The sequence below is a fragment of the Pedobacter alpinus genome (assembly GCF_042684645.1).
GTDB lineage: Bacteria > Bacteroidota > Bacteroidia > Sphingobacteriales > Sphingobacteriaceae > Pseudopedobacter > Pseudopedobacter alpinus.
Window position 1 is genome coordinate 13,392 of sequence record NZ_JBHULV010000044.1, and the last position, 25,974, is coordinate 39,365.

Here is a 25,974-nt window from a genome sequence, read left to right on the forward strand (position 1 = left end):
CAAAACCACAAAGGCTTTTTTCAGGTTATTATTTCTATTTAGGGCTTTCAAGAATACTTGTATTTCCTGCCCTCATGCCGGGCATTGTCAGGCACTTTTTTCATTCTTTCTTATTTAAAAGCTAAGGCATTCAAGAGTGCTTCGCAATTTTTCCGAAAAAAGTTCCCAAACCCGAGCGGTAGCGAACACATGAATGCCTATAAAAAAACATTAAATACTTGAATAAACTCGCCTGCGCCTAATGCTATGAATGGAAGTGCTTTATCAGTTTCATCTATTCCGCATCAGCCAAGGGCGAATTAACCGTAATTAACGTTTGTACTTTAACTAAACTGAATAAAATTAATCCTCAATAATAATCGAGTTCAGTTTTTTAATAAATCATTTTTAAATTAAAAGATTACTTTTTAGCTGCCACTCTCCAAACCACACCAGCTCCGTCATCACAAACTAATAAAGCACCGTCTTTTGCAACAGAAACACCAACGGGCCTACCATATACATCTCTTCCGCCATCTCCAACAACAAAACCACTTAAAAAATCTTCTTCTTTACCGGCTGGTTTACCATCTTTAAATGGCACAAAAACTACTTTGTATCCTGTAAATTTGGATCTATTCCATGATCCATGTTGACCAATAAAAGCACCATTTTTATATTTTTCTGGGAATTGATTTCCAGTGTAAAACGCCAATCCTAAGGATGCGCTATGGGGTGCTAAGGCATAATCTGGTGCAATAGCTTTTGCTACTAATTCTGGTTTTTCTCCTTCTCTTCTTGGGTCAACGTTTTGACCAAAATAACTGTATGGCCACCCGTAAAACGCATCTGGTTTAACAGATGTGATGTAATCTGGCACTAAATTATCCCCTAATTCATCTCTTTCGTTTACTGCAGTCCACAATTCTTTTGTTACCGGATTCCATGACATGCCAACTGGGTTTCTTAATCCAGTTCCATATAATCTTTCGCCAGTACCATCTGGGTTAACTTCTAAAATTGTAGCTCTTCTTACTTCTTTATCCATTCCGTTTTCTCCAACGTTACTTCCAGAACCTACAGAAACATATATTTTATTATTATCTGCATTTGCAATTAAATTTCTTGTCCAATGGTTATTGTAGCCGCCGGCAGGTAATTCTAAAATCTTTTTGCCAGTACCTTCAATTTTTGTTGCACCAGCGCTATAAGGGTAAACCATTAATCCGTCTGTATTGGCAACATAAAATTTGTCTTTTATAATTAACATCCCATAAGGCTGGTTTAAGCCTCTTAAGAAAACACTTTTAGTTTCTGCAATGCCATCACCATCTTCATCTCTATAAAGCATAATGGTATTTAGGCTTTTACCTCCAACTTCCGCATCCGCTTTGCCTGTAATTTCTCCAACTACTTTTTCTTTAGCAGATCTTTCAGAGTTAGATAAAACAATTAATACATCGCCATTTGGGGCAATGTAAGTTTGTCTTGGGCTTTTAATATCTTCTGCAAAGCGTGTTACCACAAAACCATCAGGAGCAATTGGCGCTTGTCCGTCTTTCCAGCCAATAATATTACTGAATTTGGTTTTAGATTCAGAAATTTCGGCTAAAGAGTCATTGCTTACATTCACCGAATCGGAAGAAATATCATCATTATTTGCGGCTTTATTGCTATTGCAAGCCGTAAATATAAGGGACACAGCAATTGAAAATAATATAATATTTTTTTTCATAACGTATAGTTTTACGTTATTACTTACAATTATTTTGCCATTAGGTAAAATGTAGTTTTATTGTTTTTTTAAATGCTAAAAGCAAAATGAACAAAGCTTAAAGTTAAAAACCTATATCGTAGAAAATTCTAATTAATATACCCTAAAAAATACCTTCATTTTTTTAAGAGTTTTATAGGTTTTGCGTTATGGATTACTGCCTACCGGCAGGCTTTTTTTTGCCAGTGGGCGGACAAAAAGATTGTAACGGAAAGCCCGCTCTAAAACCTAAATTATTAAGAAAAATTTAAAATTAGTGTTATATTAAATGTAATTTGTCAGGCTGAGTTGAGTTGAAGCCTTTGCGAATTATCCTTCCACTCCGCTGAGGGTGAAAAATAATCAGACAATTATCTCTAACAAAAAATTAATCTTATAAACAAAAAAAGCGTCTCAAAATTAATTGAAACGCTTTTGTTAAATATTATCTTAAGCTTAGCTTAAAGTTAAAGTTTGAACTCTATCTGGCCCTACTGAAAGGTATTTAATAGGAACTTCTAGGTGTTTCTCTAAATAATCAATGTAGGCCTGTAGTTTTGCAGGAATTTCACTTGGTTGTCTAATGCCAGTTAAATCTTCATTCCATCCGTCTATTTCTTCTAAAATAGGCTCCGGTTTAATGCTGTTTATATCATAAGGCATGTAATCAATCACTTCGCCATTATAATTGTAATGAGTGCAGGCGTATATTTTTTCAAAAGTATCTAAAACATCAGCTTTCATCATAATTAATTGCGTTACACCATTTAGCATAATTGCATATTTTAATGCTGGAATATCAATCCATCCACATCTTCTTGCTCTACCAGTAGTTGCTCCAAACTCACGACCAATTTTTCGCAGTTTCTCGCCAGTTTCGTCTTCCAGTTCTGTAGGGAAAGGGCCGCCACCAACTCGTGTACAATAAGCTTTAAAAATTCCAAATACTTCGCCAATTTTAGTAGGAGCTAAGCCTAAACCGGTACAAGCACCCGCAGTTGTAGTATTAGAGGAAGTTACAAAAGGGTAAGAACCAAAATCAATATCTAGTAAAGTACCTTGTGCGCCTTCAGCTAAAACAGTTTTACCCTCTTTAATATATTTATTAACTAAATGTTCGCTATCTACAAATTCAAAGTTTTTAAGATAATCTAACGCGGCAAAGAAAGCTTGCTCTTTTTCAGAGAAATCATCAACTTCACCATAATGAGATAAAATGCTTAAATGTTTTTCAACCAATTTAGCATAACGCTCTTTAAAATCTGGTAAAGTAATATCGCCTATTCTTAAACCGTTTCTACCCGTTTTATCCATATAGGTTGGTCCAATACCTTTTAGTGTAGAACCAATTTTACTATCGCCCATTTTCTTTTCAGACGCAGCGTCTAATAATTGGTGAGTGGGTAAAATTAAGTGGGCTTTTTTAGCAATCACTAAATTTTTCTTAGCCAATAAATCATGTCCAGCAGCTTTTAAATTATCTAATTCTCTTTTTAAGATAATTGGATCTATTACTACTCCGTTTCCTATAAGATTTAAAGTGTTTTTTTCAAAAACTCCGGAAGGAATAGTATTTAAAACAAACTTTTTACCGTCAAATTCTAAAGTATGACCAGCATTTGGTCCACCCTGAAAACGAGCAATTAAATCGTATTTTGGGGCTAAAACATCAACAATTTTGCCTTTTCCTTCGTCGCCCCATTGAAGGCCTAATAAAACATCAACAGCCATTTATTTTTTTGGTCAGATATGTAAATTAAATTAATTTTTATTTTCTTTTGATTCGCAATAACCTTCTTGTAATCGGGTACAATTACCGTAAAGGTTAAGAGAATGATGTTTGATTTCAAATTTCAATAAACCGCCCATCATAGATTGAATTTGCTGTACTCGAGGGTCGCAAAATTCTACCACTTTGCCACAATCTAAACAGATGATGTGATCGTGTTGTTTAAACCCATAAGATTTTTCAAACTGCGCCATGTTTTTTCCAAACTGGTGTTTGGTTACTAAATCGCAACTTAAAAGAAGTTCTAAGGTATTGTAAACGGTTGCTCTACTCACTCGGTATTTTTTATTTTTCATTTGGATGTAAAGCGATTCTACATCAAAATGATCTGATCTGGAGTAAATTTCTTCGAGTATAGCGAAACGTTCAGGAGTTTTTCTGAGGTTTTTATTTTCAAGATAAGTCTCGAAAATCTTTTTTACCATCTCAATGGTTTCTTGTACGCCCATAATGAATATTAAAAGCCAAAGTTATTAAAATTTATAATATAGCTAAATGATATTTAGCTTTTTAGCAAAGGGTTTTCCACATCCGAATCAAATCTTATCACATCTGATACTCCTTTAACCTCTTTTAACTTGGTAATTAAATTTTCTAGGTGGTGGGTATCATTCACATAAATCATGATGGTGCCATCAAAAATACCGTCTTCTGTATCTACAGTTATAGAACGCATATTTACCTTAAAATCAAACGATATTACCTGTGTTAGATTACTTATTAAGCCAACCTCATCGATACCTTTTATGCGTAAGCCAGTTAAAAATGCCAATTGTTTTTGGCTGGTCCATTTTGCTTTAACAATACGGTAACCATAGCTAGACATTAATTTGGTGGCGTTTGGGCAATTGGTTCTATGAATTTTTATCCCATCAGAAACGGTTACAAAACCAAAAACATCATCACCTGGGATAGGGTTGCAGCAGTTAGAAAGTTTGTAATCTATTTTTTGTAAATCCTCGCCAATTAAAAGGATATCACTGTCTTTGGTTTTTACTTGTTTTATTAATTTTTGTATTTGCTCGTTATCGCTTTCAACTGTTGGTTTTTGTTCAATAACTTTTTCTGATGCTGCAAACTCTTTTAAATCTTTTAAATCAATTAAACCTTTGGCTACATTATAAAAAACATCTTGACTAGAACCTAATTTGAAGAAGTAACTTAGCTTCAAAATATTATCAGTGTTGTAGGTTATTTTTAACGATTTTAGTTTACGCTCTAAAATTTCTTTCCCATCTTCCGCAACTTTTCTTTTTTCTTCTTTTAATGACGATTTTATTTTTGCTTTTGCTTTAGCAGTAACCACAAAGTTTAGCCAATCTTCTTTTGGAGCTTGTTTGTTAGATGTAATTACCTCTACTTGATCGCCGTTTTGTAATTTATAAGAAAGTGGTACTAATTTGTGGTTTACTTTAGCACCAATACATTTTGCCCCTACATCCGAGTGAATTTCAAAAGCAAAATCTAAAGCTGTTGCTTCAATTGGTAGCTGAATTAAATCTCCTTTTGGGGTAAAAATGAAAATCTCGTCAGAGAATAAGTTCATTTTAAAATCGTCTAAAAAGTCTAAAGCATTAGAATCTGCATTGCTTAATAACTCCCTTACTTTACTCACCCATTGGTCTAAACCGCTATCTGATGATGATTCTTTATATTTCCAATGCGCAGCAAAGCCTTTTTCTGCAATTTCGTTCATACGTTGTGTACGTATTTGCACTTCAACCCATTGCCCTTTTGGACCCATTACGGTAGTGTGTAAAGATTCGTAGCCGTTTGCTTTAGGCGATGATATCCAGTCTCTCAATCTATCCGGATTAGGTCGGTATAAATCAGTTACAATAGAATAAGCTTTCCACGAGTCTGATTTTTCTTGTTCGGGTAAACTGTCTAAAATGATACGGATGGCAAATAAATCGTAAACCTCTTCAAAAGGAATCCCTTTCTTTTTCATTTTAGTCCAAATAGAATGGATAGATTTTGGCCTACCTAAAACGCTTGCATCTAAATCTAATTCTTTTAAAATTCGGTTAATAGGGCCAATAAATTCTTTAATAAAAAGTTCTCTTTCAGCTTTTTTCTCGTTTAATTTGGTGGCAATAAATTTGTAAGTTTCTGGCTCCATGTACTTCATAGATAAATCTTCCAATTCTGATTTTATGGAGTACAATCCTAAACGGTGAGCAAGCGGAGCATATAAATAAACAGTCTCAGAACATATTTTCAACTGTTTATCTCTTGGCATAAAATCCATGGTTCGCATATTGTGCAACCTATCGGCCAGTTTTATTAAAATTACCCGCACATCATCTGCAAGGGTAAGCAGCATTTTTCTAAAGTTTTCTGCTTGTATAGAGCTATTGGCATCAAAAACACCCGAAATTTTGGTTAGTCCATCAATAATTTTGGTTACTTTTTTTCCAAATTCTCTTTCAATATCTTCTAAACTAATCTCAGTATCTTCAACAACATCATGTAAAAGGGCACAAACAATAGAAGTAGTACCCAAACCAATTTCTTCAGCAGCAATTTGCGCTACAGCAATAGGATGGTAAATATAAGGCTCGCCAGATTTACGACGCATATCTTTATGATTTTCTACAGCCATATCAAAAGCCATACGAATCATTTTTTTATCTCCTTTTTTAAGCGTTGATTTACAAGCTCTTAAAAGTGCTCTATATCTTTTTAGTATTTCAGATTTTTCTGCTTCTATGTCAATTATGTAATCTTTCATCAATGATGCGCTTGTTTTGTTTTTATTTTGTTAAAATAACGATTTTAGGGTTACTTATTCTTTCCGAAAGTAATAAATAAGCAATAAGTTTGTAACTTAAAATTATGAAAACTAAAGTGCTATTTCTTTTTTGCTCTTTAATGCTTTTGGGAAGATTTTCAAAAGCACAAAATGTTTTTGTGAAAGCAGGTACTAATGATACCATTAGAGTGTCTGCAATTAATATTGATGGCCAAATGATGCCTTGGATTGTACTTAACGAAGTTAAGGTAATTGATAGAAGAAATTTTGCAACAAAAGAAGCTTACGACAAATACCGAAGACTAAGATATAACGTTATAAAGGTATTGCCTTATGCAAGGTTTGCCGGACAAAGATACAGGCAATTAGAAAGGGATTTAGCCACAACAAGCGATAAAAGAAAACAAAAAGCCTTTGTTAAGAGTTGTGATAAAGAAATTAAAGATTTGTTTAACAGAGAGGTTAAGAATTTGTCGATCTCCCAAGGAGAAATATTAATAAAATTAATAGACCGCGAAACAGGGAATAGCAGTTATGATTTAGTAAAAGATTTAAAAGGAAATGTTTCGGCATTTGTAATGCAATCTGTAGCTCGCATTTTTGGTCACGATTTAAAAAACAAGTACGATGTAGATGAAGAAAGGGATATCGAAAATATCATCAGATCTACAGGATACTATAGTTACCAGTAATTTGATAATGAGTAAGAAAAATATATACCAATTTAAAGTAGAGAATAACAAAGGAGAAACCATTAGCCTTGAAAATTATAAAGGCAAAGTTTTATTAATTGTTAACACCGCATCAGAATGTGGTTTTACACCTCAGCTACAGCAACTAGAACAATTAAGAAAAGATTTTGGTGCAGAAAATTTTGAAATCTTAGCTTTCCCAAGTAACGATTTTGGCCAACAAGAACCCTTAGAAGACGAAGCTATAGGCAAATTTTGTGCAATTAATTACCATACTCACTTCAGTATTTTTAAAAAAATTAGGGTTAGGGGAGAGTTTGCAGATCCACTATTCAAGTTCTTAGCGGAAAAGAAATTAAACGGTAACCTTAACTCGGCACCAAGATGGAATTTTCATAAATACTTAATAAATAGCAATGGCGAGGTAGTAGATTTCTTTTATTCTTTTACCAAACCCAACTCGGCAAGAATTAAAAAGAAAATTCAAAAGCTTATAATTAGCAATAAATAAAACATGAAACTGGATTTATTATTTATTGTAGCCCACCCAGATGATGTTGAATTAGGCGCAGCCGGTACTATTTTAAAACATAAAAAAGAAGGTAAAAAAGTTGGTATTATAGATTTAACTAGAGGTGAACTAGGCACAAGAGGTACAGTAGAAACCAGAGCTGAGGAAGCTGCAAATGCTGCTAAAATTTTGGATTTAGATGTGAGAGATAACTTAGCAGTTAGAGATGGGTTTTTTAAAAATGACGAAGAACACCAGTTAAAAGTAATTGCAGCAATAAGAAAATACCAGCCAGAAATTGTTGTTACCAACGCTTATTATGACAGACACCCCGACCATGGCAGGGCTTGTGATTTAGTAACTGATTCATGTTTTTTGGCTGGTTTGCCTAGAATAGAGACAATGGATTATATCCAAAAGCAGCAATCATGGCGCCCACGTTTATTATTACATTTAATACAAGACACTTACATAAAGCCCGATATTGTTGTTGATATTTCTGAATTTATAGATCAAAAACTGGAAGCTATTAGGGCTTACAAAACCCAGTTTTTTGTTGAAGGTGTAAATATTGATGATCCTCAAACATATATTTCTAACCCTGCTTTTATGGACGTTATTGTTGGGCGTTCTCGTGAGTTTGGTAAATCTATACAAGTGCAACATGCCGAAGGGTTTTTGTGTAAAAAAATTTTAGGAGTTGATAGTTTTTTTGATTTGAGATAAGTTCCGAATAGTTTTTCTCAAAATATATAGCATCATAATTCTTATGATGCTTTTTTTTGCCTTTTATTTTTTGGCGAGTAATTACTTCTCGATATAACATAAATCATTTTAATGTTTAATATTAAAAACATAAATAAAAATTTATGTTTAATTCATCGCAAATTTGTAGCAAACAAATGTAAAGATGATAAATATAACATTAGCAAAAGGCGACGGAATTGGTCCAGAAATAATGGAAGCCACCAAGAAAGTAATTTTAGCATCAGGTGCCAAAGTATCGTTTGATGAGATTGAAATTGGTGAAAAGGTTTATTTAAGTGGCAATACATCTGGTATTGATGAATCTGCTTGGGATATAATCCGTAAAAATAAAGTTTTTCTTAAAGCGCCAATCACTACTCCACAAGGTGGTGGTTATAAAAGTTTAAATGTTTCAATTCGCAAATATTTAGGTTTATATGCCAATGTTAGGCCCTGCGTTAGTTTACATCCGTTTGTTAAAACCAAACATCCAGTTATGGATATGGTTATTGTTAGAGAAAACGAAGAAGATTTGTACGCTGGTATAGAACATCAACAAACGGATGAGGTTGTACAGTGTCTTAAATTAATAAGTCGGCCAGGTTGCGAAAAAATTGTGAGATATGCTTTTGAATATGCAAAGCAATACTACAGAAAAAAAGTAACCTGTTTTACTAAAGATAATATCATGAAACAAACAGATGGTCTTTTTCATCAAGTTTTCAATGAAATTGCAGTTGAGTATCCAGAGATTGAAAACGAACATTGGATTGTTGATATAGGTGGGGCAAAAATAGCTGATACACCTGAGGTGTTTGATGTAATTGTAATGCCAAATTTATATGGCGATATGCTATCAGACGTTGCAGCACAAATTACGGGTTCAGTTGGTTTAGCAGGTTCTTCAAATATAGGCGAAGAATGTGCTATGTTTGAAGCCATCCATGGCTCGGCACCAGACATTGCAGGTAAAAATATTGCAAATCCATCTGGTCTAATACAAGGTGCAGTTTTGATGTTAAACCATATAGGCGAGAAAGAAATAGCAGAGAAAATTCAAAACGCATGGTTAAAAACACTTGAAGAAGGCATACACACCGCAGATATTTACAAAGAAGGAACCAGTAAAGTTAAGGTAGGTACCATGGCTTTTGCTGATGCCGTTATTGCTAATTTAGGTAAGCAACCTACTATTTTAAATGCCGCAAATTTTAAAAATAGCGGTCAATTAGTGCTGCCAAAGTACAAGAGAAGAGCACCAAAGACTAAAAAATTGGTTGGAGTAGATTTATTTACGCATTGGAATGGTATAGATGCCAATGAGTTAGCTGATAAATTGCAAACTGTTAATTTAGAAAGTAATACGCTTAGCATGATTACAAATAGAGGTATAAAAGTTTGGCCAAATGGTTTTAAAGAAACTTTTTGTACAGACCATTGGAGGTGTAGATTTACAGCAAAAAATGGGCATGATTTTACTCAGAAAAACATTGTAGAAATGCTTCAAAAAGCATTGGATAATGGTGTTGATATTATAAAAACAGAAAATTTGTACGAGTTTGATGGCAAAACAGCATACTCATTAGGGCAAGGGCAGTAACGTTATAAATTAAAATTGATATGAAAAAATATAACCAGCAAATTTTGCCAGCATTGTTATTTATTTTATTAGTTGTTTGTTTATTAGCTTATCCTTTTTTGGATGACGCTTTAATTAATAAATTACTAGCCTGTGGTGCAATGGTTTCGGGTTTATTATTAGCGAAGTATTTAAGTAACCAAAATATAAAAGAAAAAGATGGACAATTTTAAATTAGTAGAAGGAGAGTTTAATGCAGCTGATGCAAAAGAAATTTTGTTAAGATTAATAGAACAGAAAATTAGTTTTCATAACTTAAAATGTTTTAGCCACGAGATTAGATTTGGAAAAAAAGATGAGCATTCTATTGAACGTATTGAGGAACTCAATAAAACAAAAGAAAAGTTAATTTTGTTAATTAATAAAGCACAATTAGAAGGTAAAATGTTAGCTATACATTCATCTATTGATGTTAAAATTGTTAAAATTAGTTAAAAATGGATTTAATTACTAAGAATTTGGGGTTTGCCACCCAAATTCTTAAACAAAATGGTGTGGTTGCTATACCTACCGAAACGGTTTACGGTTTGGCGGCAAACGCATTTTCTGAAGATGCAGTTAAAAAGATATTTGAAATTAAACAAAGACCCTTTTTTAACCCATTAATTGTACATATATCTTCAAAACAATATTTAGAGAAAGTTGCATTAAATATTCCCGAAAAAGCTTATCAATTAATAGATGTTTTTTGGCCAGGCGCATTAACGTTAATTTTAGATAAGCAAGCACATGTACCAGATATTGTAACAGCAAATAAAACTACTGTAGCTGTACGTATGCCAAATCATCCTTTAACTTTGGCCTTATTAAACCAATTAGATTTTCCATTAGCAGCACCAAGTGCAAATCCTTTTAAAAGAATTAGTTCTACCACTGCTAGCCATGTTTATGATTATTTTAAAGATGATTTGAAATATATTTTAGATGGTGGCGAATGTGAGCAAGGTTTAGAATCAACCATTATTGGTTTTAATGGTAATGATGTTGTTTTATACCGCCATGGTGCTATTTCAGTAGAACAAATTGAAACAGTAGTTGGTAAATTAAAAGTAATTACACAGCAAGAAAATGCACCAGTTGCACCAGGAATGTTATTAAAACATTACTCGCCAAAAACTAAGTTAATTTTAACAAATAATTTAGAAAAAGAAATTGCTTTGGCTGGTAATATTAATTTTGCTGTTTTAGCCTTTCATCCTCAAGAAACTGATGGTTTACACCAATATTTGTATTTAGCTCAAGAAAATAATTTAGAAAAAGCTGCTGCTAATTTATATACTACATTACATCATTTAGATACGCTAAATTTTGATTTGATAATTGCTCAAAAATTACCAGAAACTGGTTTAGGTAAAACAATTAACGATAGATTGACTAGAGCGTCTGCAGAGTAATATAAAGGTTAAAACTGTTATTTCAAACCTACTAAAAATGGAATTGCCGCACTAGGTACAAACTGAGCCACATCTCCGCCGTAGCGTAATACATCTCTAACAATAGTTGAGCTTATGGAAGAATAGCCAGGTTTGCTCACAATAAAAATAGACTCAATTTCTGGTATTAATGCATGGTTCATTTGTGCAATGGCTTTTTCATATTCAAAATCCGAAACGGTTCTAATGCCTCTTATCATGTGTGAGGCGCCAATTTCCTTGCAAAAATTCACAGTTAAGCCTTCGTAAGTTACCATTTCTAATTTAGGTTCGTCTTTAAAAACTGCTTTAATCATTTCTAATCTTTGGGCAACACTTAGTAAAGATTGCTTGGTACTGTTTGTACCTATACCAACGTAAATTTTATCAAAAAGAGATAAAGATCTTTTTAAAATATCAACGTGGGCTTTGGTGATAGGGTCAAAAGAACCAGGGAACAATGCAATTTTCATAATGAATATTTGTAGTTACAATTTAGCGTTTAATTGTTAAAGAAACTAAAAGCCGAGTAACCGTATTTTCTTTTTTCTGTAAAGTTAGGATGGATTGATAAATCTTGCATACTTTGATGTTCAATTATTAATATTCCATTTTCGGTTAATAATTCTTTTTCAAAAACTAAAGTTGCAATCTCAGGTATGCGGTTTAAATCATAAGGAGGATCGGCAAATATCAAGTCAAATTTATCTGTCTCTTGTTTTAAGAATTTAAAAACATCGGCTTTTATGGCTTTTATTTGAGTTAAATTTTGTTCTTTACTTATGTTTTTAAGATAATTGTAACAACCAAAGTTTAAATCAACAGAGGTAATAGCTAAAGCTTCGCGAGAAGCAAATTCTAAACTAATATTTCCAGTTCCGCTAAATAAATCTAAAACTTTTAAGTTATTTATATCTACCTGGTTTTGCAGGATATTAAAGAGGGCTTCTTTAGCCATGTCTGTAGTTGGCCTTACAGGTAAGTTTTTTGGTGGGTTAAACCTAATTCCTTTTAACCGTCCGCCTACAATTCGCATAAATGTAAAGCTAATAAAGAGAAAAAACGAGGCATAACTGGTTCCTTTAATCCTTGATAAAATAAGGGTAAACTATCTTGATCTGTTATTTCTGTTGAAGGAAAATAATTTAAAACTTGACTAAAAATAGTTCCATTAGGATTAAAATCTCCACTAATTTTAACAGTTGTACTTGCAGGTTTTATATTATTTTCTTGTGCGGCAAGCAATAAAAAGTACATCATTTCTTCATCGTTGTGAAACTCAAAAATGTTATAAAACTGAAATTGATGTTGATTAATAATGATGATTTCCATTAGGTTTCCTTTAAAGTTGATAAACAACTGTGAGAAACCAATTTGGCTAAAAGCATAAGCTACGCCATTATAAAAAGGGGCTATTTGTGGGTAAATTTCTGCTGTGGGGAAATAACTGCTTATTTTATCTAATTGCAATTTTGGTAAAGCATAAATAATAGTGAGCTTAGCTTGTGCAATTTTTTTTATAAAAACTTCCTCGTTTTCTTGTGCATCAATATATTTTGTAAAATTAGCTAAAGCAGATTCGTGAAATAACTCGGAAGGTACAAAAGTGAACTTTTGAGTGTTTAGACTAATTTTTGTTTTAGCAAAATGGGCTTGCAATAACTCCTCATTTATATCATTATGGATATTTGACGGGCGGTAAGATATTGTTTTTACATTCTGATTTTGAGGATCAATTACTGCGTAGTTATAATGGTTTGCACCAATTTCTAAATATAACTCGTAAGTTTTTGTTTTGGCAGGCTCAAAATCTGCAACAGTTAATTGTATCTTATTATTCATGCTTAGCAAAAGTAAAAATTTAAATTCAAACATGTGTTTGTTTGTAAATTAGTTGCTGATAGTTTTTATAATGATGAATTTTTTAAATTTTAGATTGCAAAGTAGTGTGTTGTTTTTCTCCCGCAGATCTCGCTGATTAGCGTAGATTTTTTATTGGAGTGTTATTTATTAAACGCTGTTAGACCTCTTAAGTTTCTTAAGCTTATAAAATTCACACAACTCTGTGAACTCCGATTCCTCTGTGGTTAAAAAAACTCATATTATCTTTGTTTATTCTGTGAAAAACCTCTGTTTTCTTGTGGTAAAAAAAAATCCCTCTCAGATATAGCAATCTAACGAAGATTCCCTAATTTTTAACCAAATTTGCATCAATGTCAATTGCACACAATTTAGCCAAATCATTTCCACATTTACCTAATCCTCAACAACTTTATTTGTTTGAGAAATTAGACCAATTTTTGCAGTTAAAAACCAACGATTCTTGTTTTGTGCTTAAGGGATATGCCGGTACGGGTAAAACAACAGTAATTAGTGCATTAATCAAATTGTTGCCAAACTATCAAATAAAGACCGTTTTGCTAGCACCAACAGGTAGGGCCGCAAAGGTTTTGAGCTTTTATTCAAAAAAGGAAGCCAGTACCATTCATCGGAAAATATATCGTAAAAAATCTGCTTTTTCACCAGAAATGCACTTTAGCCTTTCTCCAAATTTGCATAAAAACACCTTGTTTATTATAGATGAGGCATCCATGATTAGCGATGATTTATCAGATTATAGCGGTAGCAGTTTGCTAAACGACGTGATTTCTTTTGTTTACAATAATCAAAATAACCGAATTATATTTATTGGAGACACCGCTCAATTACCCCCAGTCGGCTCGTCTGAAAGTCCGGCTTTAGCTAAAGATTATTTAAATAAATTTAATTTAAATACCACAGAAGTAGAACTAACTGATGTAGTAAGGCAAGAAAAAGAGTCGGGAATTTTGCACAATGCCACTACCATTAGAGAACTCATCCGTACCGAAGAAGAAGCTTTTCCTACATTAAAAACCACAAGCTACAAAGATGTTTACCGTATGATGGGCGATAAGATTGTGGAAGGATTAAATTACGCTTATGGCAAATATGATTTGGAGAACTGTTTGGTTATTTGCCGTTCTAACAAAGCCGCAAATATGTATAATCAAAACATACGTAACCAAATTTTATGGCGAGAAGATGAACTTACGGGTGGAGATTTAGTGATGGTAGTAAAAAATAATTATTACTGGCTAGCAGAAGAGAAAGGTGGATTTATTGCTAACGGCGATATTGGACAAATAACAAGGGTTAAAAATATACACGAGCAATATGGTTTTAGGTTTGCAGATGTACAACTATTATTTGCAGATATTGACCAAGAGCCCTTAACTTGTAAAGTAATGTTAGATACTTTGTACGCAGAATCTCCAAATTTACCTTACGATAGCCAAAAGAAACTTTTTGAAGAATTAATGAAAGATTATGAGCATTTAGAAACAAAAAGAGCTAAAATGGATGCTATAAAAAGTAATCCTTACTTTAATGCTTTACAAATAAAGTTTGCTTATGCAGTTACTTGCCACAAAGCACAAGGAGGGCAGTGGGATGCAGTTTTTATAGATCAAGGGTATTTAACCGAAGAAATGTTAAATATTGATTTGTTAAGATGGCTTTATACCGCTACAACAAGAGCCACTAAGGAGTTATTTTATGTGAATTTTAACGAGCTATTTTTCCCGAGTTAATTGAAAAATATTTATTTAAAGGAGACTATTTTATAGCTGTAAATAGCGCCATTTGTAATCACACCGGTACTGATGTTTTTATCAATAGCTCTTACCGTTGTTTGCACTAAGCCTACATTTTTAGCATACGTTTTTAAAATTAAATCTTCTCGTAATAAGTTAAACTCGTCTATTTCTTTAACGGTAACAGTGCTGTCAAAATCTAAAGTATTAACTGTTAGTGGTAATATATTGTCTTCAATAATGTAATCTTGCTTACCACTATTGTTTTTTGAGTTGCCATTCCAAATAGTCCCTATTGCAGGAGGAAATACTAAACGTACAAATCTTTGATTATTGATAAATTCTTCGGCAGCTCTGATGGTTTTATTACGAGCAATTACTTGTTGAATTGTCCATATTGTACTGCCTGCATTTTTTTTATAACGTTCTATGCGGTAAATGGTTTCACCAGTTAAATCTGTAAAAGTATCAGCAACTGAGTCTTTTATTTGGAATCTAAAATTAACGTTAGTTCCTGTGAAATTACTGTAAGCAGTAGAATCTACATCGTAAATGATAACAGTTCCTGTATTTAAAGGATAAAACTCAGGGTGCAAATCAATAGGGGGAGCATTGTTTTCTTTGGTACAAGAAACCCAGGTTAAACTACAAAAAGCAATAAAATAAAAAATTCGCTTTAACATAAAGCGAATTTAATATTATGACACATTAAAAAAGAATTATTATATTAAAAATCCGCCACCTAATAAATCATTTCCTTCATAAAATACGGCAGATTGCCCAGGCGCAATACCAGAAACAGCGTGGTGAAAATCAACTTTCATATTGTTGCCAACTTGTTGAATGTGGCTGGTTGCACCAACATCTTTGTATCTTATTTTAGTAATAGCCTCTAAAGGTTCTGTAATAGATTCATATTTGATCAAATTTAAGTTTCTCACCAAAGCTTCTGTTCTTTGTAATTCGCCTTCTGTTCCTAAAACAACTGTATTACTTTCAGGTATAATTTGTGTCACAAACATTGGATGACCAAATGCTACTCCTAAACCACGGCGTTGGCCAATAGTATAAAATGGATACCCTTTGTGTTTGCCCACTTTTGTTCCGTTTGTTAAAACAAAATCGCCACCTTCAACTTCTGCTTCTAAATTAGGAACGCGGTGTTTTAAAAATGCTCTATAATCATTATCGGGTACAAAACAAATCTCATAACTTTCACTTTTATTAGCCAATTCTTGCTGCCCCATATCTAAAGCCATTTGTCTAATTTCCGATTTGGCAAAAGAACCTAATGGAAACCTTGTACGGGCTAAATTTTCTTGAGAAACACCCCAAAGAACATAAGATTGATCTTTGTTTTCATCTTTACCTTTAGAAATTACATACCTTCCGCTGTCTTGTAAACGAATGTTTGCATAATGCCCAGTAGCAATAAATTCACAGTCTAATTTGTCAGCTCTTTTTAATAAAGCTTCCCATTTTATATGGGTGTTACATAAAACACAAGGGTTTGGAGTGCGGCCGGCTAAGTATTCATCTACAAAGTTATCGATTACAAAATCGCCAAATTCATCTCTGATATCTAAAATATAATGAGGCATTCCGTAACCTACAGCTAAAGAACGGGCATCATTAATAGAATCTAAACTGCAACAACCTGTTTCCTTAGAATTTACACCTGATGATGCATAATCCCAAGTTTTCATTGTTAAGCCTATTACTTCATAACCTTGCTCATGTAACATCACAGCCGCCACAGAACTATCTACTCCGCCACTCATCGCTACTAAAATTCTCCCGTGTTTACTCATTACTTATGCATTAATTTTTGCAAAGATAATTTTTAATTTTTGCATAGTGAATTTGGGTAGTCAGTGGGAAGTAAGATTTGTTTAAAAACCATAAGAGCCTGTTTAAAATTTATCTAATAATTTGTTTGTGCTTCTTTATGGCTACAAATTCGTTAAGTTTTTTTAGATAGTAGCTCTGCTATCTCTCCAAAATTCGCCTCTTTTCGCTCAAAAATAAGCTATAAACATTTTCACAATATAAATTTAAACAGGCTCTAAGCGAATCTTTATTTGTTTTTATGGATTTAATAGAGTTTATAACTTTACATTTGCCACGCTAATTTTTTGTCATCCTATGTTTGTAATTGCAAGTAAAAATGGTAAGAATTACTTTAGAGATTATATTTTCAACAGAACCAGCCTTCAAAATTATCTCCCCTAATGTCCTGCTTCCATAAAAAATCCGACCAAAGCAATACTCATACCCAGTAAAACAGCAATTGTTTTTTTTACAGAAAACTTATGATCAACACTAGATTCAAATAAAATGGTGGTAGAAATATGAAGGAAAATACCGATTACAAGTCCCATAATATAAGGGTAGTAACTACCAAAGCTTTGGATATCTCCATTACTTAAAGCAAAACTAAACATATAACCTAAAGGCGACATGGCTGCAAAAACCACTAATAACATAGCAACAGATTGTTTTTTGATGTGGTTGCCTAAAAGTACACTTCCCAATGCAAATGCAGCCGGAATGTGATGTATAGCAATGCCATAAACCAATTGCTGGTTATGCTTTGCCGTTAAAGGCATTCCTTCTAAAAAAGCATGTAAACATAAACTCAGCATTATTCCCCACGGAAAGCTTGTTTGGTGGTTGTGTGTATGAATGTGGCCATGTTCTATACCTTGCGAAAATTGTTCGAGCAGGATTTGCAAAATGAAACCGCCTAAAATAAATAAACCAATTAAATGTGTTTGGTCGCTGGTGTAAACGTCTGGTAATAAATGTAATACTGTAATTGCAAATAAATAAGCCCCACTAAAAGAAAGTATTAGTTTTAAAGAATTATTATTGTTTTTTTTAAAAACAAAAACTGCAAACCCGCCAACTAACGCACAAACACTCAATAATATAATGATAAAATAACTCATGAATTTATGCTTTGAAAGGAATATATTTTAAAAATAATTTTGCGACTAAAAATCCAATTAACGAACCAAAAATAGCCCCAAAAGTTACATCAAAAGGGAAATGTACACCTACGTAAACCTGCGAAACACAAATTAGAGCAGCCCAAAAAACTGCAATAGCTGTAAAGTACTTCCATTTTTTAAAAAATAACACAGATAAAAATATAGCTATAGAAAAATGATCAGAAGCATGAGTAGAAGGAAAACTTTTGCCAGAACCACAAGGAACTCTAGCTATTACATTTGCCTGAAAAGCAACTTCATTACAAGGGCGGTCTCTTTTAAAAATTGGTTTTAAAATACTAGCACTTCCAAAATCGGCAATGCCAACTGTAGTAGCTAAAAAAAGCACCAAATACAAACCTTTTGTTTTATAGGTTTTAATCGCGAAAATAATAATACCTATATATAAAGGAATCCAAGTGTATTTATTTCTCATGATAGGCATTAGCCAATCAAAAAAAGAATTACTTAAACCTGTGTTTATTGCTTGAAATAATTGATGATCTAGTTTAAGTATTTCTTCAAGCATTGTTTTTCTTACAAATAAAAATTAAACGATCTGAATTGTTAATATCGAAAGCATTTAACTTATAGTCACCAAAAGTATCACAAATTTCAAAGCCTGCTGCAGCAAAAAGTCGTTCAAAATCTGCCAATTTAAAGTCTTTAACCTCTTCTTTAAAAGCAAAACGCTTGTTTCGATGTTCAAAATCAATAGTTTTTACAATTTTACCGTCTATTACTTGTCGGCTAATATGAAATTCTATCCCTTCAACTTCCTTAGTTTCTTTGGTAACTAAATGGTTAATAATTTTCTGACTATTCATATAATCAAAAATTAAAAGGCCCTCTATTTTTAATGCTTTATTAAAAGATTTTAAAGCCTTAATATGGTCTTTATCTGTTTCAAAATAGCCAAAACTGGTAAAAATATTAAAGGCAAAATCAAAATAATTGATGTAAAAGCGATAGCGCATGTCATGCACAAAAAAATGAAGTTTCTTATTTTCAAATTGTTGTGCAAATTTTATGCTTCCAAAAGATAAATCTATACCGGTAACATCATAATCTTTTTTATTCAAATAAATGGCATGTCTTCCGCGGCCGCAAGCAATGTCTAGCATTCTAGCATCTGCTTTTGGCTTTAAAAAACTACATAAATTATCTATAAATAATTCAGCTTCCTCATCGTCTCTTTTTTTATAAAGTATATGATAGTAAGGAGAATTGAACCAATTTTGAAACCACTTTTTTGGCATTTCAGCTATTTTTTTGATTTGCAAATATATAAATAACCTTTTTAAAGGATATGTTTAAAACAAGATGACTTTTAATGTTTTAATATTTTTAATTTTGGGAAAATATAAAATTACGCAAAGTGACTTTAATAAAATCTATCTCTGGAATAAGAGGAACTATAGGTGGTAAAGCAGGAGAAGCTTTAACCCCAACAGATATTGTAAAATTTTCTACCGCTTTTGGGTTGTGGGTTGTACAACAAACGGGTATTAAAAAAATTGTAGTGGGTAGAGATGCCAGAATATCTGGCGAAATGGTGCGCAACTTGGTGGTAGGCACTTTACAAGGTATTGGTATTGACGTGGTAGATTTAGGCTTATCTACAACACCAACAGTAGAAATTGCTGTGCCATTAGAAAAAGCTGGTGGCGGAATTATTATAACCGCTAGCCATAACCCAAAACAATGGAATGCTTTAAAATTGTTGAACCATAATGGCGAGTTTATTAATGATGTTGATGGTAAAAAGGTTTTAGAAATTGCAGAGGATACAGATATTGCTTTTGCCGAAGTTAACGATTTGGGTAAAGTGCGTATGGATGACACTTATATGCAAAAACATATTGACCAAATTTTAGCCTTGCCTTTGGTTGATGTTGAATATATTAGAAATGCTAATTTTAAAATTGCTATTGATTGTGTAAACTCCACTGGTGGAATATTTGTTCCTGCTTTGTTAACTGCTTTAGGCGTAAAAACGGTTTATCCTTTATATTGCGAACCTGATGGAGAATTTCCTCATAACCCAGAGCCTTTACCAGAGAATTTATTAGCATTATCTAAAGAAGTAACTACCAAAAATGCTGATCTAGGAATAGCGGTTGACCCTGATGTGGATAGACTTTGTTTCATTTGCGAGGATGGTAATGCTTTTGGCGAAGAATATACCTTAGTGGCTGTTGCCGATTATATTTTAAAAAATAACAAAGGAAACACGGTTTCAAACCTATCATCTACTAGAGCTGTACGCGATGTTACTGAAGCTGCTGGAGGCGAATACCATGCATCAGCAGTAGGAGAAGTAAACGTAGTAAACCTAATGAAATCAAGCAATGCAGTAATTGGTGGCGAAGGAAACGGCGGTGTTATTTACCCTGAGTTACATTACGGACGTGATGCCTTAGTTGGGATTGCTTTGTTTTTGACGCATTTGGCAAAATACGGACAAACCATTTCTAAATTAAGAGCCAGCTATCCTTCTTATTTTATCTCTAAAAATAAAATTACTTTAACGCCAGAAATGGATATTGATGCCTTGTTATTAAAGGTAGAAGAGAAATATAAAAATCAACCTTACAGTACAATTGACGGTTTAAAAATTGAGTTTGATAAACAATGGGTGCATTTGAGAAGATCTAATACAGAACCAATTATCCGTATTTACTCCGAAGGAAGCACAGAAACCGTTGCAGAAAATTTAGCTAACAAGATTATTACGGATATAAAGGAGATTTTGAATAATTAATTTGAAGATTACTGATTTGAAGATGTGCTGATTTGAAAATTTGAAGATGGCTTATCCTGTGGAAAATGCTGAAACGATAATTTAAAGGTTTAAGGATTTGAAGATTGCTTATCCTATAGGAATTGTTTAACTTCAATTTGATGTTTTCTATTTATCCTCATATATAACAAATTGTTCTTTGGCTAACAATATTATTACAAGTCACAAAGACATTTTCGGATGTTTAAAGTAAAATTATTTAAATCTTTGACAATGAACGTAGAAAGGTCATCTTCAAATCAACACATTTTCAAATCTTCAAATTAATATTAAGAAACTTTGAAAGGTCATCTTCAAATCAACACATTTTCAAATCTTCAAATCAAAAAAATGAAAGTATATTTAGACAACGCAGCAACCACTCCAATTGATAAAGAAGTATTAAAAGTGATGGTTGAGGTGATGGAAAACCAGTATGGTAACCCATCGTCAATACATTCGCATGGTAGAGAGGTGCGTACTTTGGTTGAAAAGGCTAGGAAAACGGTATCAGCGTTGTTAAATACTGCACCAGCAAATATATTTTTCACATCGGGAGGAACTGAAGCTGATAATACGGCCATAATTTGCGCTATCAATGATTTTGGAATTACCCATGCTATTACTTCAAACATAGAGCATCACGCTGTTGGGCATACCTTAGAAATGTTAGAAAAAACTGGTAAAATAAAGCTGAGTTATGTAAATATTGATGCCAAAGGAAATATTGATTACCAGCATTTAGAAGAACTTTTGCAAAACAATCCTAAAACTTTAGTCTCGATAATGCATGCCAATAACGAAATAGGTACACTAACAGACATTGAAAGGGTAGGAGAGATTTGTGAGAGATATGAAGCCATTTTTCATAGTGATACAGTGCAAACTATTGGACATTATCCGCATGATTTAAACACATTAAAAGTTCATTTTATAGTTTGTGCAGCACATAAATTACATGGACCAAAAGGTGTTGGGTTTTTATACGTAAACCCTTTAACTAAAATAAAACCAATGATGTTTGGTGGTGCACAAGAACGTAATATGCGTGGCGGTACAGAAAACGTTTATGGTATTGTAGGTTTAGCTAAAGCGCTTGAGTTAGCTTACGCCGATATGGGGATGCATCAAAACTATATTCAAGATTTAAAAAATTATATGATGGATGCACTTAAAAATGCAATTCCAGAAATTAGTTTCAATGGAGAAACAGAAGCTGAAAAAAGTTTATATACCGTTTTAAATGTTTGCTTCCCTAAAATGGATATGGCTGATATGCTATTGTTTAACCTAGATATAAACGGGATTTCTGCCTCTGGCGGAAGTGCCTGTTCTTCAGGTTCAAACATAGGTTCACATGTGCTTACTGCAATTGGTGCAAATCCAGATAACCCCTCTATAAGGTTCTCTTTTTCTAAATTTAATACAAAGGCAGAAATTGATTTCGTTGTTGAAAAAGTAAAAGAGGTTTTTGTTAAGTTTGGCTAGTAAAGTGTTTTAAATCATTCAAAATTCAATCATTCAAAATTCAATTTCAATACTGGCAAACTATTTGTTTAATTCTTACCAGAAGTAAATTTTTAACATTTAAAAAATAGAAACCATGGAAAAGAGTCCAGCAGAAAAAATGAACGATTTTAAGGATGAATTGGAAGCAAAAAACCCGATTAAGAAACAAGATTTGAATTTAGATGATGCAACAGGCATTGTTCCAGAGAAAAAAAGTTCTTACTCTCAAAGTCCTTCCGATAAAGGTCGTACAAATAAAGGACCTATTGGTATTGATAGGGACCCAGGTCAAGTTTAATACTAGGATGAAAAATAATTTTAAAGCGAATTCTTACGGATTCGCTTTTTATTTATGATTATATTTTCGCAAATTAGAATTTACGATTTAAATTACATGATAAAAATTATAAAGGTTTCTGAGGAAGCAGATTTACAAAAAGTATTTGCAATTAGAAAAGTTGTATTTGTTGAAGAACAAAACTGCCCACCCGAATTAGAATGGGAAAATGAAGATGTTTCGATTCATTTTTTAGCAAATTTTAACAATAAACCAGTTGGTGCTTGCAGGTGGCGTAAAACAGATAAAGGCTATAAGTTGGAGCGTTTTGCTGTCTCAAAAGCATACAGAGGTAAAGGAATAGCCTCAGAAATGATTAAAACTGTTTTACAAGATTTACCGGCAGATGCTAATTATATTTATTTACATGCACAATTAACAGCAATGCCTTTATATCAAAAAATGGGATTCGTAGCCGAAGGTCCGCAATTTGAAGAAGCGGGGATTCAACATTTTAAAATGGTTTTAACTAATTAACCAATTTTTTGATAAATCCTATTATGCCCAACATTTAATATGTTTTTAAATACTTTAGGGTCTATTTCTTCACAAGCTCTAGAAACTTCTACAATACCTTTAAAAAATTTAGTACCAGGGTTAAAGTTTGAAGCATCGTCCATTACCAAATATCCGTTTGGTTTAATCAGTATAGCATAATTATCAATATCTTCTTTACAAACTTTATAGCTGTGGTCTCCATCAATATAAACAATATCAAAAGTTTTATCTTGTACTTGGGCTACAACTTTTTCATCGTTAGAGTAGCCTTTTATTAAATTGATAGCATTTAAATCTAAATTAGAATTGTCAAACATTTTTTGAATATGCCCTAAAAAATCTTCTTTAATATGAATATTTCCATCAGCAAAATCTCTTTTTATTGAAGGTACAATGTATGATAAAATTTTTCTAACGTAATAACTTCTAAAAAAACTATTGTTTGGATAATTCCCTTCTAAAGGTGAAATACCGTTAATATCAGCTTTCAATCCAAATTCTTTAGCTAACAAAGCCCATAAAGAAATTACTTGACCTTTAAAAACGCCAATTTCTAAGAAAGAAACTTCATTTTGCTTGGTTTTTAAGTCTTGCATTAATAAGTACCACATATAATGGAAAGATCTATCGCCAAAACCAGCCATTTTTTCTTCTACATAATCTCTATGATTTTTTAATACAGGAGTATTATTTACACAATCTTTAAAATGTCCCCATATATAGTCATTATTTTCAGCTGTATTTTGATAATTCTTAGTGAAGTGGCTAAGTGTTTCCATATTCTAAATAAAAAACAATGTTTTAGTAATTTTGAGAAAGATAGAAATAAAAAAATATACTATGAATTAAATATTTGAGAGGAAAAGGTATAAGCCACGTTAAAAGCTTTATAATTCAAGCTATTATTTGGTGTATTTTCTTTTAAATATTCGATAACTTTTTCTGTAGCAATATTTCCGATAAGCTTATTAGTTGCCATTGGGCAGCCACCAAATCCTTTTATTGCGCTATCAAATCTTTTGCAATTGGTTGTAAAAGCAGCTTTTATTTTAGCATCAGCATCTGTTGAGGTGGCGTGTAAATGCATCCCCCATTCTACATGTTTAAATTCGTATGTTAAATCAGGAAATATTGTGCTTATATTTTCTGGAGTCGAAATTCCAGTAGTATCTGCTAAAGAAATAATATTAACACCTAAATCACTAATTTTTTTTGCCCAAAAGTGAAGTATTTCTGTATTCCAATCATCACCGTAAGGATTGCCAAAACCCATTGAAAGATATGTTACGATTTCTTTATCGTGTTTTATACAAAGGTTGTTTATTTGTTCTAATGTTTTTAAAGCATCGTTAATGCTACTATTCGTATTTCTTTGTTGAAAAGTTTCTGAAACGGAAAAAGGAAAGCCCAAATACTTAATTTCTTCAAAAGCGCTTGCATCTTGTGCCCCTCTTAAATTACCTACAATGGCCAATAGCTTGCTGCTATTTTGATTAATATTGAGTTTATTTAACACTTTGGCTGTATCCCGCATCTGCGGAATTGCCTTTGGAGATACAAAACTACCAAAATCAATGGTGTCAAAACCAACATTTAGTAATAAATTAATATAATTGGCTTTTAAATCTGTAGAAATAAAATGTTCTATTCCTTGCATTGCATCCCTTGGGCATTCAATTAATTTTATAGGAGCATTCATTGTTAACGTTTTTTGTAATTTACAAAAGCCAAACTATTTACAAGGTTTTTTAATGTAAAAATTGTTTTGCATAGTATTTATAAGATGCTAATTTTAGAAACTGTAACGTATTTTAATAAATGAGGCTGTTTGTATTGCTTGCTACTTTTGCAATGTTTTGTGGAATTGCTTTTCTATTTAAAGTTGATGATTATATCTCTTTATCAGGAAGATTAGCTATGTGTGCAATGTTATTGTTTAGTGCAATTACAAGTTACGTTTATCAAGAAGGCATTTTTTTAACTTATCCTGATTATATTAATAATGTTTGGAAACAAAAATTAATTTTAGTTAACGCCGATTTAAAAATTGCTTTGGCAGCAGGTTTTATTTTAAAGGATACTGCCCAAATAACAACCTTTTTTTTAATAGTTTATTTTGTAGCTACTTTACCTACAGAAATAAAAACTTGTAACGATAAGGTGAGTGTGAAAAGAGCTAACCATACCGGACATGGCAATTGGCTGTTCTTGATTAAAATACCAGCGCTTATATTTTTTGTATTGTGGGCTTATTATTTTGGATTGGTATTGTAATAATTAAACAATAAATGGTCTAATTTTTTCAATTGCAAAATCTAATTGTTCTGTTTCAGTTAAATCTGTATTGTCTAAAATAATAGCGTCTTCGGCTCTTACTAATGGGCTTTCTTCTCGGGTGGTGTCTAAGAAATCTCGGTGAGCAAGGTTATCAAAAATTTCTTCTAAACTTACATTCTCACCTTTAGCAATTAATTCATTATAGCGTCTTTCTGCTCTAATTTTAGGGTCGGCAGTCATAAAAAGTTTTACTTGGGCATCAGGGAAAACAGTGGTGCCAATATCACGACCATCCATAACCATATTTTTAGATTTTCCCATTTTTTGCTGCTTGCGTACCATTGCTTTACGCACTTCTTTAATTGCAGCAATTCTACTTACGTTTTCAGAAACTGGCATTTGCCTAATTTCTTCAGAAACTTCTTCGCCGTTTAATAAAATATGTGATTGGTAATCTCTTGAATGGAAGTTTAAATCAATATGCTCTAAGGCATCAATTATTAAATCGTGGTTGCTTAAATCTGTATTGTTTCTTAAAAAATAAAGGGTAACAGCCCTATACATTGCGCCACTATCAACATAAATAAAATGCAGTTTTTTTGCTAAAGCTTTTGCTAAAGTACTTTTACCGCATGAAGAATAGCCATCAATAGCTACCACAATATTTTTAACCATCGGTGCAAAGTT

At 32.6% G+C, this 25,974-nt stretch carries 28 protein-coding genes; 13 read left to right on the forward strand and 15 right to left on the reverse strand.

Going from position 1 to position 25,974, the window contains the following annotated elements; translation table 11 throughout:
• Nucleotides 1-400: 400 nt before the first annotated feature.
• The 4 genes from ACFSSE_RS12095 to ACFSSE_RS12110 all read right to left on the reverse strand — a co-directional run bounded on the left by ACFSSE_RS12095 (nucleotide 401) and on the right by ACFSSE_RS12110 (nucleotide 6,255).
• Nucleotides 401-1,714 carry a PQQ-dependent sugar dehydrogenase gene (locus tag ACFSSE_RS12095; RefSeq protein WP_379040271.1) on the reverse strand — a complete coding sequence of 438 codons (1,314 nt, stop codon included), beginning with the start codon at nucleotides 1,712-1,714 and terminating at the stop codon, nucleotides 401-403.
• A gap of 474 nt (nucleotides 1,715-2,188) precedes the next feature.
• A complete protein-coding gene (locus tag ACFSSE_RS12100) occupies nucleotides 2,189-3,463 on the reverse strand; it encodes an adenylosuccinate synthase (RefSeq protein WP_379040270.1) in 1,275 nt (424 codons plus the stop codon).
• Nucleotides 3,464-3,493: 30 nt separating this feature from the next.
• Nucleotides 3,494-3,970 carry a Fur family transcriptional regulator gene (locus ACFSSE_RS12105; RefSeq protein ID WP_379040269.1) on the reverse strand — a complete coding sequence of 159 codons (477 nt, stop codon included), beginning with the start codon at nucleotides 3,968-3,970 and terminating at the stop codon, nucleotides 3,494-3,496.
• A gap of 53 nt (nucleotides 3,971-4,023) precedes the next feature.
• Nucleotides 4,024-6,255: a RelA/SpoT family protein gene (locus ACFSSE_RS12110; protein ID WP_379040267.1), complete on the reverse strand. Its 2,232-nt coding sequence runs from the start codon at nucleotides 6,253-6,255 to the stop codon at nucleotides 4,024-4,026.
• Nucleotides 6,256-6,359: 104 nt separating this feature from the next.
• Between ACFSSE_RS12110 and ACFSSE_RS12115 the strand changes: the two genes are divergently transcribed.
• From ACFSSE_RS12115 to ACFSSE_RS12145, 7 genes are all read left to right on the forward strand, one after another.
• Nucleotides 6,360-6,968: a DUF4294 domain-containing protein gene (locus ACFSSE_RS12115; protein WP_379040265.1), complete on the forward strand. Its 609-nt coding sequence runs from the start codon at nucleotides 6,360-6,362 to the stop codon at nucleotides 6,966-6,968.
• A 7-nt stretch (nucleotides 6,969-6,975) separates the two neighbouring features.
• Nucleotides 6,976-7,479, forward strand: coding sequence for a glutathione peroxidase (locus tag ACFSSE_RS12120; RefSeq protein ID WP_379040264.1), 504 nt, complete (start codon nucleotides 6,976-6,978; stop codon nucleotides 7,477-7,479).
• Between the two features lie 3 nt (nucleotides 7,480-7,482).
• Nucleotides 7,483-8,205, forward strand: a complete 723-nt coding sequence (gene bshB1, locus ACFSSE_RS12125) for a bacillithiol biosynthesis deacetylase BshB1 (protein WP_379040262.1) — start codon at nucleotides 7,483-7,485, stop codon at nucleotides 8,203-8,205.
• 184 nt (nucleotides 8,206-8,389) lie between these two features.
• Nucleotides 8,390-9,826 carry an NADP-dependent isocitrate dehydrogenase gene (locus tag ACFSSE_RS12130; protein WP_379040261.1) on the forward strand — a complete coding sequence of 479 codons (1,437 nt, stop codon included), beginning with the start codon at nucleotides 8,390-8,392 and terminating at the stop codon, nucleotides 9,824-9,826.
• Nucleotides 9,827-9,846: 20 nt separating this feature from the next.
• The gene (locus ACFSSE_RS12135) at nucleotides 9,847-10,038 is read left to right on the forward strand and encodes a hypothetical protein (RefSeq protein ID WP_379040260.1); all 192 of its coding nucleotides are present in this window, start codon (nucleotides 9,847-9,849) and stop codon (nucleotides 10,036-10,038) included.
• Complete coding sequence (locus tag ACFSSE_RS12140; RefSeq protein ID WP_379040259.1) at nucleotides 10,025-10,300, forward strand: hypothetical protein; 276 nt, start codon at nucleotides 10,025-10,027, stop codon at nucleotides 10,298-10,300. The genes ACFSSE_RS12135 and ACFSSE_RS12140 overlap by 14 nt, the downstream gene beginning before the upstream one ends.
• A gap of 2 nt (nucleotides 10,301-10,302) precedes the next feature.
• The gene (locus ACFSSE_RS12145) at nucleotides 10,303-11,259 is read left to right on the forward strand and encodes an L-threonylcarbamoyladenylate synthase (RefSeq protein WP_379040258.1); all 957 of its coding nucleotides are present in this window, start codon (nucleotides 10,303-10,305) and stop codon (nucleotides 11,257-11,259) included.
• Between the two features lie 17 nt (nucleotides 11,260-11,276).
• Here the strand turns inward: ACFSSE_RS12145 and coaD are convergent, their stop codons facing one another.
• Genes coaD through ACFSSE_RS12160 form a run of 3 tightly spaced genes read right to left on the reverse strand, consistent with a single transcriptional unit; the run spans nucleotide 11,277 to nucleotide 13,119 of the window.
• Nucleotides 11,277-11,750 (reverse strand): pantetheine-phosphate adenylyltransferase, encoded by a 474-nt coding sequence (gene coaD / locus ACFSSE_RS12150; protein ID WP_379040257.1) that lies wholly within the window; start codon nucleotides 11,748-11,750, stop codon nucleotides 11,277-11,279.
• A gap of 29 nt (nucleotides 11,751-11,779) precedes the next feature.
• The gene (locus tag ACFSSE_RS12155; RefSeq protein ID WP_379040256.1) at nucleotides 11,780-12,313 is read right to left on the reverse strand and encodes an RsmD family RNA methyltransferase; all 534 of its coding nucleotides are present in this window, start codon (nucleotides 12,311-12,313) and stop codon (nucleotides 11,780-11,782) included.
• The gene (locus ACFSSE_RS12160) at nucleotides 12,301-13,119 is read right to left on the reverse strand and encodes a DUF3822 family protein (RefSeq protein ID WP_379040255.1); all 819 of its coding nucleotides are present in this window, start codon (nucleotides 13,117-13,119) and stop codon (nucleotides 12,301-12,303) included. Before ACFSSE_RS12160 ends, ACFSSE_RS12155 begins: the two co-directional genes overlap by 13 nt.
• A gap of 371 nt (nucleotides 13,120-13,490) precedes the next feature.
• Here ACFSSE_RS12160 and ACFSSE_RS12165 point away from each other — a divergent pair, with 371 nt between their 5' ends.
• Nucleotides 13,491-14,888 (forward strand): ATP-dependent DNA helicase, encoded by a 1,398-nt coding sequence (locus ACFSSE_RS12165; RefSeq protein ID WP_379040254.1) that lies wholly within the window; start codon nucleotides 13,491-13,493, stop codon nucleotides 14,886-14,888.
• Nucleotides 14,889-14,899: 11 nt separating this feature from the next.
• Here the strand turns inward: ACFSSE_RS12165 and ACFSSE_RS12170 are convergent, their stop codons facing one another.
• The 5 genes from ACFSSE_RS12170 to ACFSSE_RS12190 all read right to left on the reverse strand — a co-directional run bounded on the left by ACFSSE_RS12170 (nucleotide 14,900) and on the right by ACFSSE_RS12190 (nucleotide 19,143).
• Nucleotides 14,900-15,574 (reverse strand): hypothetical protein, encoded by a 675-nt coding sequence (locus tag ACFSSE_RS12170; protein WP_379040253.1) that lies wholly within the window; start codon nucleotides 15,572-15,574, stop codon nucleotides 14,900-14,902.
• Between the two features lie 39 nt (nucleotides 15,575-15,613).
• Nucleotides 15,614-16,702: a tRNA 2-thiouridine(34) synthase MnmA gene (gene mnmA / locus ACFSSE_RS12175; RefSeq protein ID WP_379040252.1), complete on the reverse strand. Its 1,089-nt coding sequence runs from the start codon at nucleotides 16,700-16,702 to the stop codon at nucleotides 15,614-15,616.
• Between the two features lie 417 nt (nucleotides 16,703-17,119).
• Nucleotides 17,120-17,842, reverse strand: coding sequence for a ZIP family metal transporter (locus ACFSSE_RS12180; protein ID WP_379040250.1), 723 nt, complete (start codon nucleotides 17,840-17,842; stop codon nucleotides 17,120-17,122).
• A gap of 4 nt (nucleotides 17,843-17,846) precedes the next feature.
• Nucleotides 17,847-18,413 carry a phosphatase PAP2 family protein gene (locus ACFSSE_RS12185; RefSeq protein ID WP_379040249.1) on the reverse strand — a complete coding sequence of 189 codons (567 nt, stop codon included), beginning with the start codon at nucleotides 18,411-18,413 and terminating at the stop codon, nucleotides 17,847-17,849.
• On the reverse strand, nucleotides 18,406-19,143 hold the full coding sequence (locus ACFSSE_RS12190) for an SAM-dependent methyltransferase (RefSeq protein WP_379040248.1): 738 nt from the start codon (nucleotides 19,141-19,143) through the stop codon (nucleotides 18,406-18,408). Before ACFSSE_RS12190 ends, ACFSSE_RS12185 begins: the two co-directional genes overlap by 8 nt.
• Nucleotides 19,144-19,262: 119 nt before the next feature.
• Between ACFSSE_RS12190 and glmM the strand changes: the two genes are divergently transcribed.
• From glmM to ACFSSE_RS12210, 4 genes are all read left to right on the forward strand, one after another.
• On the forward strand, nucleotides 19,263-20,648 hold the full coding sequence (gene glmM, locus ACFSSE_RS12195) for a phosphoglucosamine mutase (protein WP_379040247.1): 1,386 nt from the start codon (nucleotides 19,263-19,265) through the stop codon (nucleotides 20,646-20,648).
• Nucleotides 20,649-21,017: 369 nt separating this feature from the next.
• Nucleotides 21,018-22,154: a cysteine desulfurase family protein gene (locus ACFSSE_RS12200; protein WP_379040246.1), complete on the forward strand. Its 1,137-nt coding sequence runs from the start codon at nucleotides 21,018-21,020 to the stop codon at nucleotides 22,152-22,154.
• 115 nt (nucleotides 22,155-22,269) lie between these two features.
• On the forward strand, nucleotides 22,270-22,473 hold the full coding sequence (locus ACFSSE_RS12205) for a hypothetical protein (RefSeq protein ID WP_379040245.1): 204 nt from the start codon (nucleotides 22,270-22,272) through the stop codon (nucleotides 22,471-22,473).
• A 96-nt stretch (nucleotides 22,474-22,569) separates the two neighbouring features.
• Entirely contained in the window at nucleotides 22,570-22,989 is a 420-nt protein-coding gene (locus tag ACFSSE_RS12210) for a GNAT family N-acetyltransferase (RefSeq protein ID WP_379040243.1), read from the forward strand.
• On the opposite strand, the gene ACFSSE_RS12215 is transcribed toward ACFSSE_RS12210, so the two are convergent.
• Nucleotides 22,986-23,789, reverse strand: coding sequence for a class I SAM-dependent methyltransferase (locus tag ACFSSE_RS12215; RefSeq protein ID WP_379040242.1), 804 nt, complete (start codon nucleotides 23,787-23,789; stop codon nucleotides 22,986-22,988). The two genes, ACFSSE_RS12210 and ACFSSE_RS12215, sit on opposite strands and share 4 nt — an antisense overlap.
• A 59-nt stretch (nucleotides 23,790-23,848) precedes the next feature.
• Nucleotides 23,849-24,709, reverse strand: coding sequence for a hydroxymethylglutaryl-CoA lyase (locus tag ACFSSE_RS12220; protein WP_379040241.1), 861 nt, complete (start codon nucleotides 24,707-24,709; stop codon nucleotides 23,849-23,851).
• A 119-nt stretch (nucleotides 24,710-24,828) separates the two neighbouring features.
• Here ACFSSE_RS12220 and ACFSSE_RS12225 point away from each other — a divergent pair, with 119 nt between their 5' ends.
• Entirely contained in the window at nucleotides 24,829-25,284 is a 456-nt protein-coding gene (locus tag ACFSSE_RS12225) for a hypothetical protein (protein WP_379040239.1), read from the forward strand.
• A gap of 3 nt (nucleotides 25,285-25,287) precedes the next feature.
• Here ACFSSE_RS12225 and cmk read toward each other — a convergent pair whose 3' ends face one another.
• Complete coding sequence (cmk, locus tag ACFSSE_RS12230) at nucleotides 25,288-25,962, reverse strand: (d)CMP kinase (RefSeq protein WP_379040238.1); 675 nt, start codon at nucleotides 25,960-25,962, stop codon at nucleotides 25,288-25,290.
• Nucleotides 25,963-25,974: the final 12 nt, after the last annotated feature.